This window comes from Streptomyces sp. NPDC002386, from assembly GCF_053593175.1.
Genome location: NZ_JBSFBX010000004.1, coordinates 169,701 through 182,760, shown reverse-complemented (window position 1 = coordinate 182,760; position 13,060 = coordinate 169,701). Strand labels below are relative to the sequence as shown.

The following is a 13,060-nucleotide window of genomic DNA, read 5'->3' as shown; positions in this document are numbered from 1 at the left end:
CCGGTCACGGCGTAGGCACTCCGCCCGCCGCCTCCCCGCCCTTCCGGGTGCGGGAGGCGGCGGGTTCGCGTTTGCCGGCCTCCCCGCGCGCGTGCGGCACCGGTCCCCGCGGGCCCGGCACCCCGTGCGCCGGGCGGACCCCGTCATGGGCGAGCGCCCGGGCCACGGCCGCGTCCCGGTCCAGCCGGGCCCCCTCGCCCAGCAGCTCCTCGTACCGCCCGTCGCCGAGCGCCCGCCGGGCCGCCGCCTCGCACAGCTCGTGCGGGGCGTTGTAGTGGACCGAGCCGAACAGCGGCAGCCCGACCGACGGCCACAGCCGGCCGGCCGCACCCTGCAGCACCGCAGCCTCGGCCGGATCGCCCTGGGACGCCGTCACCAGGGCCAGCAGCTCCAGCGACAGCACCGAGCCGAGCAGGTCGCGGAAGGCGTGCGCGTTGCCCAGGCAGTCCACGAGCAGCTCCCGCGCACGACGCTGGTCCCCGTCCCGCCAGGACGCGTACGCCAGCACGTACAGCGCGTACGAACGGGCCCAGTGCTCCCCGTGGTCCTCGCAAACCCGGCGCACGTCCTCGCACAGCCGCACCGCGTCCGCCAGGTCGCCCTGGAACGCCCGCGCCATCGCCAGCTCCACCTGGCTCATCAGCACGTTGCTGTTCAGCTCGCCGATCTCCTGGTACCGCCCGAGCGCCGAGCGCAGCAGCCGCTCCGCCCGCGCCATGTCGTCCGTCACCAGGGCCAGACAGCCCGTGCGGTGCTCCGCGTACGCCACCGCCGTGCCGTCCGCCACCCGCTCCGCCTGCTCCCGGCACTCCCGCAGCGCCGCCAGCGCCGGCACGGTGTCGCCCTGGAGGATCGCCACGTAGCCGAGCACCCACAGCGCCTTCAGCCTCGACCGCTCGTACCCCGACTCCAGCTCCACGCTGCGCTCCAGCCAGCGCCGCCCCTCCGACAGACGCCCGCAGCCCGCCCAGCAGAACCACAGCGAGCCCGCCAGGTACTGGCCCAGGTGCGCCTCCTGCGGCTCGGTGAGGCAGAACTCCAGGGCGCCGCGCAGATTCGGCAGTTCCGCCTCGACCCGCGCGGCCACCTCCCGCTGCCGCGGCGAGAACCAGTCCAGCTCGCACATCGTGGCCAGCCCCAGGCACCAGTCGCGGTGGCGCCGCCGCAGCCGGGCCGTGTCCCCGGCGGCCTCCAGCCAGTCGGCGCCGTAGGCCCGGACGGTGTCCAGCATCCGGTACCGGGGGCCCGTCGCCGTCTCCTCGCGGGTCACCAGCGACTGGGCGAGCAGTTCCGACAGCACGTCCAGGACGTCCTCGGCGGGCAGCCCGTCCCCGCTGCACACGTACTCGGCCGCGTCCAGGTCGAAGGTGCCCGCGAACACCGAGAGCCGCGCCCACAGCAGCCGCTCGGCCGGAGTGCACAGCTCATGGCTCCAGCCGATCGCCGTGCGCAGCGTCCGGTGCCGCGGCAGGGTGTCCCGGCCGCCACCGGTCAGCAGCCGGAACCGGTCGTCGAGACGTTCGAGCAACTGGGCCGGGGACAGCGCCCGCAGCCGCCCCGCGGCCAGCTCCACCGCCAGTGGGATGCCCTCCAGCCGCAGGCACAGCTCCCGAACCGCGGGGCAGTCGTCCACCGCGGCACCGTGCTGCCGGGCCCGGTCGGCGAAGAGTTCGACCGCCTCGTCCGTGCCGAGCGGCGCCAGCGGGAACAGCCGCTCGCCCGCCAGCCCGAGCGGACGCCGACCCACGGCCAGCACCCGCAGCTCCGGCAGCCGGCGCAGCAGCTCCGCGACCAGTTCGGCGCAGGCGTCCACCAGGTGCTCGAACCCGTCCAGCACCAGCAGGAGGCGGCGGCCCGCGAGATGGCCGAGCAGCGACTCGCGGAGCGGCCGGGTGGTGTGGTCGGTCAGCCCCAGCGCCTCCGCCACCGCGTACTCGACGAACAGCGGGTCCCGGACCGGCGCCAGCTCGACCCGCGACACCGCGTCCCCGGCCGCCACCCGTACCGCGGCCCGGAGCGCGAGCCGGGACTTGCCGACCCCGCCGGCGCCGGTCACCGTCACCAGCCGGGCCGACGCCATCGCCTCGGCCAACCCGCCGAGTTCGGCCGTACGGCCGACGAAGGCGGTGAGTTCAAGGGGCGGATCGCCGTCCGCGCAGGGGCCGGGGCGCTCAGGATCTCGCATGGGACACGGAGCGTACTGAACCGTGTTCATTCCGTACAATCGCTTCCCGCGACTCCGCCCGCCGCCGACGGTAATCCGGTACGGAGCCCCACCACCGGCGCGATAGGCTCGGTGCACTGCTTTTCTCATGGTTCCGATGTTCAGAGCACGTATCAGGGAGCGGGTGCGCACAGTGTCCGGTGGAGAGGTGGCCGGGATCCTGGTGGCCGTCTTCTGGGCGATCCTGGTCTCCTTCCTCGCCGTCGCACTGGTGAGGGTGGCCCAGACGCTCAAGGCGACCACCAAGCTCGTGGCGGATGTGACCGACCAGGCCGTCCCGTTGCTCGCGGACGCCTCCGCGGCCGTGCGCTCCGCGCAGACCCAGATCGACCGGGTCGACGCGATCGCCTCCGACGTCCAGGAAGTCACGTCGAACGCCTCCGCGCTCTCCACCACCGTCGCCTCCACCTTCGGCGGCCCGCTGGTCAAGGTCGCGGCCTTCGGCTACGGCGTGCGCCGGGCCCTGGGCGTCCGCCGGGAGGACGCGCCCGCGAAGGCGCCCCGGCGCACGGTGATCGTGGGCCGCACGGTTCCCGCCGCACGCCGCAAGCGGAAGAAGGACTGAGACCCAGCGATGTTCCGCCGTACCTTCTGGTTCACCTCGGGCGTCGCCGCCGGGGTGTGGGCCACCACCAAGGTCAACCGCAAGCTGAGGCAGCTGACTCCGGAGAGCCTCGCCGCCACCGCGGCCAACAAGGCCCTGGAGACCGGCCGGAGACTCAAGGACGGCGCGGTCGGCTTCGCGCTCGACGTCCGCCACAACATGGCCCAGCGGGAGGCCGAGCTGGGGGAGGCGCTGGGCATCGACGCCGCCCCCGAACTCCCCGCGCCCGGGCGGTACGCCGCCCTGGAGAACGACCGCAGCAACCCGAAGTACGTCGAGAACACGACGTACTCGTACAACCGGAATGAGGACCACTGATGGAGTCGGCCGAGATTCGCCGCCGCTGGCTGAGCTTCTTCGAGGAGCGCGGGCACACCGTCGTCCCTTCGGCGTCGCTCATCGCGGACGACCCGACTCTGCTCCTCGTCCCCGCCGGCATGGTGCCCTTCAAGCCCTACTTCCTGGGTGAGGTCAAGCCCCCCTTCGCGCGCGCCACCAGCGTGCAGAAGTGCGTGCGCACGCCCGACATCGAAGAGGTCGGCAAGACCACCCGGCACGGCACGTTCTTCCAGATGTGCGGCAACTTCTCCTTCGGCGACTACTTCAAGGAAGGCGCCATCAAGCACGCCTGGGAGCTGCTCACCTCGCCCCAGGACAAGGGCGGTTACGGCCTCGACCCCGAGCGCCTGTGGATCACCGTCTACAAGGACGACGACGAGGCCGAGCGCATCTGGCACGAGGTCGTCGGCGTGCCCAAGGAGCGCATCCAGCGCCTGGGCATGAAGGACAACTACTGGTCCATGGGCGTCCCCGGCCCCTGCGGCCCCTGCTCCGAGATCAACTACGACCGCGGCCCCGAGTTCGGCGTCGAGGGCGGCCCCGCCGTCAACGACGAGCGGTACGTGGAGATCTGGAACCTCGTGTTCATGCAGTACGAGCGCGGCGAGGGCACCGGCAAGGACAACTTCGAGATCCTCGGCGAACTGCCGAGCAAGAACATCGACACCGGCCTCGGTCTCGAGCGGCTCGCCATGATTCTGCAGGGCGTGCAGAACATGTACGAGATCGACACGTCCATGGCCGTCATCGACAAGGCCACCGAGCTGACCGGCGTGGCCTACGGCGACGCCCACGCCTCGGACGTCTCCCTGCGCGTGGTCACCGACCACATGCGCACCGCCACCATGCTCATCGGCGACGGTGTCACCCCGGGCAACGAGGGCCGCGGCTACGTGCTGCGCCGCATCATGCGCCGCGCCATCCGCAACATGCGCCTGCTCGGCGCCACCGGCCCGGTCGTCAAGGACCTGATCGAGGTCGTCATCGGCATGATGGGCCAGCAGTACCCGGAGCTGGTCACCGACCGCGAGCGCATCGAGAAGGTCGCCCTCGCCGAGGAGAACGCCTTCCTGAAGACGCTGAAGGCCGGCACCAACATCCTCGACACGGCCGTCACCGAGACCAAGCAGTCCGGCGGCACCGTCCTCTCCGGCGACAAGGCGTTCCTGCTCCACGACACCTGGGGCTTCCCGATCGACCTCACCCTGGAGATGGCCGCCGAGCAGGGCCTCTCCGTGGACGAGGACGGCTTCCGCCGCCTGATGAAGGAGCAGCGGGAGCGGGCCAAGGCCGACGCCCAGGCCAAGAAGACCGGCCATGCCGACATGGGCGCCTACCGCGAGATCGCCGACGCCGCCGGTGCCACCGACTTCATCGGCTACACCGACACCGAGGGCGAGACCACGATCGTCGGCATCCTGGTGGACGGCGTCTCCTCGCCGGCCGCCACCGAGGGCGACGAGGTCGAGGTCGTCCTCGACCGCACCCCGTTCTACGCCGAGGGCGGCGGCCAGATCGGCGACACCGGCCGGATCAAGGTCGACTCCGGTGCCGTGATCGAGATCCGCGACTGCCAGAAGCCGGTCCCGGGCGTCTACGTCCACAAGGGCGTCGTCCAGGTCGGCGAGGTGACCGTCGGCGCCAAGGCCCACGCCTCGATCGACTCCCGGCGCCGCAAGGCCATCGCCCGCGCCCACTCGGCCACGCACCTGACCCACCAGGCGCTGCGCGACGCCCTCGGCCCGACGGCCGCCCAGGCCGGTTCCGAGAACCAGCCCGGCCGCTTCCGCTTCGACTTCGGCTCCCCGGCCGCCGTCCCGACGGCCGTGATGAGCGACGTCGAGCAGAAGATCAACGAGGTGCTCGCCCGCGACCTCGACGTGCACGCCGAGGTCATGGGCATCGACGACGCCAAGAAGCAGGGCGCCATCGCCGAGTTCGGCGAGAAGTACGGCGAACGCGTCCGCGTGGTGACCATCGGCGACTTCTCCAAGGAGCTGTGCGGCGGCACGCACGTGCACAACACCGCCCAGCTGGGCCTGGTCAAGCTGCTCGGCGAGTCGTCGATCGGCTCGGGCGTGCGGCGTATCGAGGCCCTGGTCGGCGTCGACGCCTACAACTTCCTCGCCCGTGAGCACACGGTCGTCGCCCAGCTCCAGGAGCTGGTCAAGGGCCGCCCGGAGGAGCTCCCGGAGAAGATCTCCGCCATGCTCGGCAAGCTGAAGGACGCCGAGAAGGAGATCGAGAAGTTCCGCGCCGAGAAGGTGCTGCAGGCCGCCGCCGGTCTCGCCGAGTCCGCCAAGGACGTCCGCGGCGTCGCGCTCGTCACCGGCCAGGTCCCGGACGGCACGACCCCCGACGACCTGCGCAAGCTGGTCCTCGACGTGCGCGGCCGCATCCAGGGCGGCCGGGCCGCCGTGGTCGCGCTGTTCACGGTCAACAACGGCAAGCCGCTGACCGTCATCGCCACCAACGAGGCCGCCCGCGAGCGCGGTCTCAAGGCCGGTGAACTGGTCCGGACCGCCGCCAAGACGCTCGGCGGCGGCGGTGGCGGCAAGCCGGACGTCGCCCAGGGCGGCGGCCAGAACCCGGCCGCGGTCGGCGAGGCCGTCGACGCCGTCGAGCGGCTCGTCGCCGAGACCGCGAAGTAGGAAGCGGCCCGAGATGCGCAGAGGACGCCGGCTCGCGATCGACGTCGGGGACGCCCGGATCGGGGTCGCCTCGTGCGACCCCGACGGGATCCTCGCCACCCCGGTGGAGACCGTCCCGGGCCGGGACGTCCCCGCCGCCCACCGCCGGCTGCGGCAGCTGGTGGAGGAGTACGAGCCGATCGAGGTCGTCGTCGGACTCCCTCGCTCCCTCAAGGGGGGCGAGGGTCCGGCCGCCGCCAAGGTCCGTGCCTTCGTCCAGGAGCTGGCCAAGGGCATCGCGCCGGTGCCGGTCCGGCTGGTGGACGAGCGGATGACGACCGTGACGGCCAGTCAGGGACTGCGCGCCTCGGGGGTGAGATCGAAGAAGGGCCGCTCGGTGATCGACCAGGCCGCCGCGGTCATCATTCTGCAGCAGGCCCTGGAATCCGAACGGGTGTCAGGCAAAGCACCCGGCGAGGGCGTCGAAGTGGTCATCTGATCGCGATACGGTAACGTTCCGCGCGATGCGGCGGTGTTCGAACAGCCGCCGCACAGCAAGAGGCGGTACGGGAACCGGCCGCGTGACCGTCCGCCTCGCGGCTCTAGGGGATCGATGACTGAGTATGGCCGGGGCCCTGGCTCCGAACCGTGGCATCCGGAGGACCCGTTGTACGGGGACGGCGGATGGAGAGGGCAGCAGACCCACACCGGTCAGCAGTCCCTCTACGACGGCCAGGCGCAGCAGCAGTACCCGCAGCAGCCGCAGCACGGCGACTGGACCCAGGGCGGGCAGCCCGGTCACGACCAGCAGCAGTACCCGTACCACCCCGAGCAGGGCCGGCAGGAGTACGGCCACCAGTACCCCGGCCAGGACCAGCAGTACGCCGCGCACACCCCGCAGCAGTACCAGCACCAGGACGTGTGGAACACGAGCGGTGCCCAGGGCCAGGTGCCGTACCCGCCCGATCCCGGCGACCCGTACGGCCAGCAGCCCGCCGCCTACGGCGCTCAGCAGCACGACTTCTACCGCACCGAGGACGCCTATCCGCCGCCGGAGCCACCCGGCCGCCGGCGTCCCGAACCGGAACCGGAACCCGCGGCCGGCGAGGAGGAGCACGCCTTCTTCTCGGGCGAGGACGACGAGGACGACGCCGAACACGAGCTGCAGAGCAGGCGCGAGCGCCGGGGCAAGGGCAAGAAACCCGTCAAGGGCAAGAAGCGGCGCAACGGCTGCGCCTGCCTGGTCGTCTGCTTGGTGTTCGGCGGAGGTCTCGGCGGGGCCGGCTATTTCGGCTGGAAGTTCTACCAAAATCGTTTCGCCCCGGCCCCCGACTACGCGGGCGAGGGGACCAGCGAGAGCGTGACCGTCGAGATTCCCAAGGGCGCCGGCGGCTGGGAGATCGGGCGGCGGCTCAAGGAAGCGGGCGTGGTCAAGAGCGCCGACGCGTTCGTGAGCGCCCAGGGACAGAATCCCAAGGGGGACACCCTCCAGGCCGGCGCGTACCTCCTGAAGAAGGAGATGTCCGCCGCCAGTGCCGTGCAGCTGATGCTGGACCCGAGGAGCCAGAGCAACGTCCTGGTCAAGCCGGGCGAGCGCAACGCGCAGGTGTACCAGGCCATCGACAAACAGCTCGGGGTCTCCGCCGGCACCACGAAGAAGGTGGCCAAGGCGGAGTACAAGAAGCTCGGCCTGCCGAGCTGGGCGCAGAACAGCGGCTCCATCCAGGACCCGCTGGAGGGCTTCCTGTGGCCGGCCACGTACCCGGCCGCGAAGGGCATGAAGCCCGAGGCGGTCCTGAAGCAGATGGTCGCCCAGTCGAAACAGAAGTACGCCCCGTACAACCTGCCCGCCAAGGCGAAGGCCATGGGCCTGAAGAACGCGTTCGAACTGCTCACGGTCGCGAGCCTGGTCCAGGCCGAGGGCAAGACGCACGACGACTTCCGCAAGATGGCCGAAGTCGTCTACAACCGTCTCAAGCCCACCAACACCGAGACCAACCAGTTGCTGCAGTTCGACTCGACCTACAACTACCTCAAGGGCACGAGCAACATCCATATCTCCGAGAAGGAGATCAACAGCAACCGCAGTCCCTACAACACCTACACCAACAAGGGTCTTCCGCCCGGCCCGATCGGAAATCCCGGCGAGGACGCCCTGCGGGCGACGCTGAATCCGACGCACGACGGCTGGTTCTATTTCGTGGCGACGGACGGTACCACCAACACCGAATTCGCCAAGACCTACGCGGAATTCCAGGAGCTCAAGGACAAGTTCAATGCCTCCTCGGGCAACTGACGCCCGCCGGGCCGCCGTGCTCGGTTCGCCCATCGCCCACTCGCTCTCCCCGGTGCTGCACCGGGCGGCCTACGAAGCCCTCGGGCTCGGCGGCTGGTCGTACGACCGGTTCGAGATCGACGAGGCGGCCCTGCCCGGCTTCCTCGACGGGCTCGGACCGGAGTGGGCGGGGCTGTCGCTGACCATGCCGCTCAAGCGGGCGGTCATCCCGCTGGTGGACGAGATCAGCGACACGGCGGCCGCCGTCGACGCGGTCAACACGGTCGTCCTCACCGAGGACGGCCGCCGTCTCGGCGACAACACCGACATCCCGGGCATGGTGGCCGCGCTGCGCGAACACGGCATCGAGGAGGTCGAGTCGGCGGCGATCCTCGGCGCCGGCGCCACCGCGTCGTCCGCGCTCGCCGCACTGTCGCGGATCTGCACCGGCGAGGTGGTCGCCTACGTGCGCAGCGAGGCCCGCGCCGCCGAGATGCGGCAGTGGGGCGAACGGCTCGAGGTGGACGTCCGCACGGCGGACTGGGCCGACGCCGAGCGGGCGCTGCGCGCCCCGCTGGTGATCGCCACCACACCGGCCGGCACCACCGACGCCCTCGCCGCCGCCGTGCCGGAGCGCCCCGCCACCCTGTTCGACGTGCTCTACGACCCCTGGCCGACCGAGCTGGCGGCCCGCTGGTCCATGTTGGGCGGCGCCGTGGTCGGCGGCCTCGACCTGCTCGTCCACCAGGCCGTCCTCCAGGTCGAGCGGATGACCGGCCGTGCCCCGGCGCCTCTGGAGGCCATGCGGCACGCCGGTGAGAAGGCGCTCGCCGGGCGCTGACCACCCGGTATCGCGTCCACCGCGCGTCCGCCTGCTGGACCGGCCGCCGGATCTGCGCCCCGGACGTGGGAGGATCGGTGGTGGCGGGCCGGGGTCGCGCACCCGGTCGCGTCGTCGCCGTACGCGAGGACACGCGTACTCAGGGCAGTACCGGGCGCGAACACTGAGGAGCACCGTTGAGCAGGCTGCGTTGGCTGACCGCGGGGGAGTCCCACGGTCCCGCACTTGTCGCGACGCTGGAGGGGCTTCCCGCCGGCGTGCCGATCACCACGGAGATGGTGGCGGACCACCTGGCGCGGCGGCGGCTCGGCTATGGCCGCGGTGCGCGCATGAAGTTCGAGCGGGACGAGGTCACCTTCCTCGGCGGTGTCCGGCACGGCCTCACCCTCGGCTCGCCGGTCGCGATCATGGTGGGCAACACCGAGTGGCCCAAGTGGGAGCAGGTCATGGCGGCCGACCCGGTCGACCCCGAGATCCTGGACGGGCTCGCGCGCAACGCGCCGCTGACCCGGCCCCGCCCCGGCCACGCCGACCTCGCCGGCATGCAGAAGTACGGCTTCGACGAGGCCCGCCCGATCCTGGAGCGCGCCTCCGCCCGCGAGACCGCCGCCCGGGTGGCGCTCGGCGCGGTGGCCCGGTCGTACCTCAAGGAGACGGCCGGCATCGAGATCGTCTCCCACGTGGTCGAGCTGGCCTCCGCCAAGGCTCCGCATGGTGTCTACCCGACGCCGGCCGACGTCGAGCGGCTGGACGCCGACCCGGTGCGCTGCCTGGACGCCGACGCCTCGAAGGCGATGGTCGCCGAGATCGACCAGGCCCACAAGGACGGCGACACCCTCGGCGGCGTGGTCGAGATCCTGGCCTACGGCGTGCCGGTGGGCCTGGGCTCGCACGTGCACTGGGACCGCAAGCTGGACGCGCGCCTCGCCGGCGCGCTCATGGGCATCCAGGCGATCAAGGGTGTCGAGATCGGCGACGGTTTCGAGCTCGCGCGGGTGCCCGGTTCGAAGGCGCACGACGAGATCGTGCGGACCGACGAGGGCATCCGGCGCGTGTCCGGCCGCTCCGGCGGCACCGAGGGCGGTCTGACCACCGGTGAGCTGTTGCGCGTGCGGGCCGCGATGAAGCCGATCGCGACCGTGCCGCGGGCCCTGCAGACGGTGGACGTGGCCACCGGCGAGGCCGCCCAGGCGCACCACCAGCGCTCCGACGTCTCCGCCGTGCCGGCCGCGGGCATCGTCGCCGAGGCGATGGTCGCGCTCGTCCTCGCGGACGCGGTGGCGGAGAAGTTCGGCGGCGACTCGGTCGCCGAGACCAGCCGCAACGTCCGGTCGTACCTCGAGAACCTGCGGATCCGGTGAGCGCGATGCCTGCCGTCGTGCTCGTCGGTCCGATGGGCGTGGGCAAGTCCACCGTGGGCCGGATGCTGGCCGAGCGGCTCGGAACCGGGTTCCGGGACACGGACGAGGACATCGTGGCCGCCGAGGGCCGGACCATCGCCGACATCTTCGTGGAGGAGGGCGAGCCCGCCTTCCGCGCCCTGGAGAGGCGGGCGGTGCACGAGGCCGTCACCGGGCACGAGGGTGTCCTCGCGCTCGGCGGCGGAGCCGTCCTCGACGCGGACACCCGGGCGCTGCTCGCCGGCCACCGGGTGGTCTACCTCTCCATGGACGTGGAGGAGGCCGTCAGGCGCACCGGCCTCAACGTGGCCCGCCCGCTGCTCGCGGTCAACCCGCGCAAGCAGTGGCGCGAGCTGATGGAGGCGCGGCGGCACCTGTACGAGGAGATCGCCACCGCCGTCGTGGCGACGGACGGCCGCACGCCCGAAGAGGTCACCCAAGCCGCGCTGGACGCACTGGAGTTGAAGGAAGCATGAGCGAGTCAGTCACCCGGATCCAGGTCGCCGGCAGCGCCGGCACCGACCCCTACGAGGTGCTGGTCGGCCGGCAGCTCCTGGCGGAGCTGGCCGGGCTGATCGGCACGAAGGCCAAGCGGGTGGCGGTGATCCATCCGGAGGCGCTGGCCGAGACCGGCGACGCGCTCCGCGCCGACCTGGCCGAGCAGGGCTTCGAGGCCGTCGCCGTCCAGGTGCCCAACGCCGAGGAGGCCAAGACCGCCGAGGTCGCCGCCTACTGCTGGAAGGCGCTCGGCCAGTCCGGCTTCACCCGCACCGACGTCATCGTCGGTGTCGGCGGCGGCGCGACCACGGACCTCGCCGGATTCGTGGCCGCGACCTGGCTGCGCGGGGTGCGCTGGATCGCGATCCCTACCACCGTGCTCGCCATGGTGGACGCGGCGGTCGGCGGCAAGACCGGCATCAACACCGCCGAGGGCAAGAACCTGGTGGGCGCCTTCCACCCGCCGGCCGGTGTGCTCTGCGACCTCGCCGCGCTGGACTCCCTCCCGGTCAACGACTACGTGTCCGGGCTCGCCGAGGTCATCAAGGCCGGCTTCATCGCCGACCCGGTGATCCTCGACCTCATCGAGTCCGACCCCGAGGCCGCCCGGACCCCGGCGGGGCCGCACACGGCCGAGCTGATCGAGCGTTCGATCCGGGTCAAGGCCGAGGTGGTCTCCTCCGACCTGAAGGAGTCGGGTCTCAGGGAGGTCCTCAACTACGGCCACACGCTCGGTCACGCCATCGAGAAGAACGAGCGCTACAAGTGGCGCCACGGTGCCGCGGTCGCGGTCGGCATGCACTTCGCCGCCGAACTCGGCCGTCTGGCGGGCCGGCTGGACGACGCGACGGCGGACCGTCACCGGGCCGTTCTCGAAGCGGTCGGCCTGCCGCTGCACTACCGCTACGACCAGTGGCCCAAGCTGCTGGAGACGATGAAGGTCGACAAGAAGTCCCGCGGTGACCTGCTGCGGTTCATCGTGCTCGACGGACTGGCCAGGCCGACCGTGCTGGAGGGCCCGGACCCGGCGGTCCTGCTCGCCGCCTACGGAGAAGTGGGCGAGTAGGCACCCCGCAGTACCGCTCCGTCCGATTCCCTTCGCGCAGTGGGCACTTCGGGACGCCCCCGGTCGTTGCACCGAACGACGGCCGGGGGCGGTACCGTTCGGGAGGGTCCCTCCCGTGCCCCTTAGGCTGTGGGGGGAGCGGGCTCCGCACCCGCCTGCCAGCGCCAGATGTGTGTACGAGACGGAGTGGCAACGGATGCAGCACGCAGTGGGGTCTCCGCTGCCACCGCCCCACGAGCAGGGGCGGGGACCACACGACGGCTGGTCTTCGGCCGCGCACCACCCGGGAGCCCCGCAGGGTCCCGCACCCGTGCCTCCGCCGCCACCCGGCTACCCGGGAACCGGCGTGGGATCCGTACCCCCGTCCGGCCCGATGCCCCCGTCGGCGCCCGTACCCCCGGCCGGCCCGATGCCTCCGTCCGCGCCCGTGCCCCCCTCGGGCCCGGTGCCGCCGCCGCACGCGCAGCCTCCCGCCCCGCGGCACGCCCCCGCGCCGCCACCCCCGGAGACCACCGGCCACCTCCCGCTGCCGCCCGGCGGCCTCGTCGGTGTGCCCGCCGCGCCGCCGGCCTCGGCCCCCGCGCCCGACCCGGCGGCGACCACCCTGGCCGTCCTGCTGATCGGCCCGGCGGGCGCCGGCAAGACCAGCGTCGCCAAGTACTGGGCGGACCACCGGCGGGTGCCCACCGCCCACATCAGCCTGGACGACGTGCGCGAATGGGTCCGCTCCGGCTTCGCCGACCCCCAGTCGGGCTGGAACGACCATTCCGAGGCCCAGTACCGTCTGGCCCGCCGGACCTGCGGCTTCGCCGCCCGGAACTTCCTGGCCAACGGCATCTCCTGCATCCTCGACGACGCCGTCTTCCCGGACCGGCCGGTCGTGGGCCTCGGCGGCTGGAAGCGCCACGTCGGACCCGGCCTGCTCCCGGTCGTCCTGCTCCCGGGCCTCGACATCGTCCTGGAGCGCAACGCCGAGCGTTCCGGAAACCGCCGCCTCACCGACGAGGAGGTGGCCAGGATCCACGGCCGCATGGCGGGCTGGTACGGATCGGGCCTGCCGATCATCGACAACTCCCAGCTCGACGTCCCCGGCACGGCCCGGCTGCTGGACGAGGTCCTCGCCAGGGCGATGGCGAGCCCGCCGAGCTGGTGACCGGCGGGACCGCCCGCTCCGGGCCCCACT

General features: G+C 72.2%; 11 protein-coding genes. 10 read left to right on the top strand and 1 reads right to left on the bottom strand.

Going from position 1 to position 13,060, the window contains the following annotated elements; all coding sequences use genetic code 11:
* Positions 1-4: 4 nt before the first annotated feature.
* Positions 5-2,185, bottom strand: a complete 2,181-nt coding sequence (locus tag ACWCPN_RS10445; RefSeq protein WP_451204127.1) for an ATP-binding protein — start codon at positions 2,183-2,185, stop codon at positions 5-7.
* A gap of 136 nt (positions 2,186-2,321) precedes the next feature.
* Here ACWCPN_RS10445 and ACWCPN_RS10440 point away from each other — a divergent pair, with 136 nt between their 5' ends.
* From ACWCPN_RS10440 to ACWCPN_RS10395, 10 genes are all read left to right on the top strand, one after another.
* The gene (locus ACWCPN_RS10440) at positions 2,322-2,789 is read left to right on the top strand and encodes a DUF948 domain-containing protein (protein ID WP_365122872.1); all 468 of its coding nucleotides are present in this window, start codon (positions 2,322-2,324) and stop codon (positions 2,787-2,789) included.
* A gap of 9 nt (positions 2,790-2,798) precedes the next feature.
* Positions 2,799-3,146, top strand: a complete 348-nt coding sequence (locus ACWCPN_RS10435) for a hypothetical protein (protein WP_199209793.1) — start codon at positions 2,799-2,801, stop codon at positions 3,144-3,146.
* Complete coding sequence (gene alaS / locus ACWCPN_RS10430) at positions 3,146-5,818, top strand: alanine--tRNA ligase (protein WP_199209792.1); 2,673 nt, start codon at positions 3,146-3,148, stop codon at positions 5,816-5,818. The genes ACWCPN_RS10435 and alaS overlap by 1 nt, the downstream gene beginning before the upstream one ends.
* A 13-nt stretch (positions 5,819-5,831) precedes the next feature.
* Positions 5,832-6,296 carry a Holliday junction resolvase RuvX gene (ruvX, locus tag ACWCPN_RS10425; RefSeq protein WP_365122877.1) on the top strand — a complete coding sequence of 155 codons (465 nt, stop codon included), beginning with the start codon at positions 5,832-5,834 and terminating at the stop codon, positions 6,294-6,296.
* A 114-nt stretch (positions 6,297-6,410) separates the two neighbouring features.
* Positions 6,411-8,093: an endolytic transglycosylase MltG gene (mltG, locus tag ACWCPN_RS10420; protein WP_451204124.1), complete on the top strand. Its 1,683-nt coding sequence runs from the start codon at positions 6,411-6,413 to the stop codon at positions 8,091-8,093.
* A complete protein-coding gene (locus ACWCPN_RS10415; protein ID WP_451204122.1) occupies positions 8,074-8,913 on the top strand; it encodes a shikimate dehydrogenase in 840 nt (279 codons plus the stop codon). Before mltG ends, ACWCPN_RS10415 begins: the two co-directional genes overlap by 20 nt.
* Positions 8,914-9,089: 176 nt before the next feature.
* Complete coding sequence (aroC, locus tag ACWCPN_RS10410) at positions 9,090-10,274, top strand: chorismate synthase (protein WP_389304786.1); 1,185 nt, start codon at positions 9,090-9,092, stop codon at positions 10,272-10,274.
* Entirely contained in the window at positions 10,271-10,789 is a 519-nt protein-coding gene (locus ACWCPN_RS10405; RefSeq protein WP_451204120.1) for a shikimate kinase, read from the top strand. Before aroC ends, ACWCPN_RS10405 begins: the two co-directional genes overlap by 4 nt.
* Positions 10,786-11,877 (top strand): 3-dehydroquinate synthase, encoded by a 1,092-nt coding sequence (gene aroB, locus ACWCPN_RS10400; RefSeq protein ID WP_451204118.1) that lies wholly within the window; start codon positions 10,786-10,788, stop codon positions 11,875-11,877. Before ACWCPN_RS10405 ends, aroB begins: the two co-directional genes overlap by 4 nt.
* Positions 11,878-12,073: 196 nt before the next feature.
* Positions 12,074-13,030: an AAA family ATPase gene (locus ACWCPN_RS10395; protein ID WP_451204116.1), complete on the top strand. Its 957-nt coding sequence runs from the start codon at positions 12,074-12,076 to the stop codon at positions 13,028-13,030.
* Positions 13,031-13,060 lie beyond the last annotated feature (30 nt).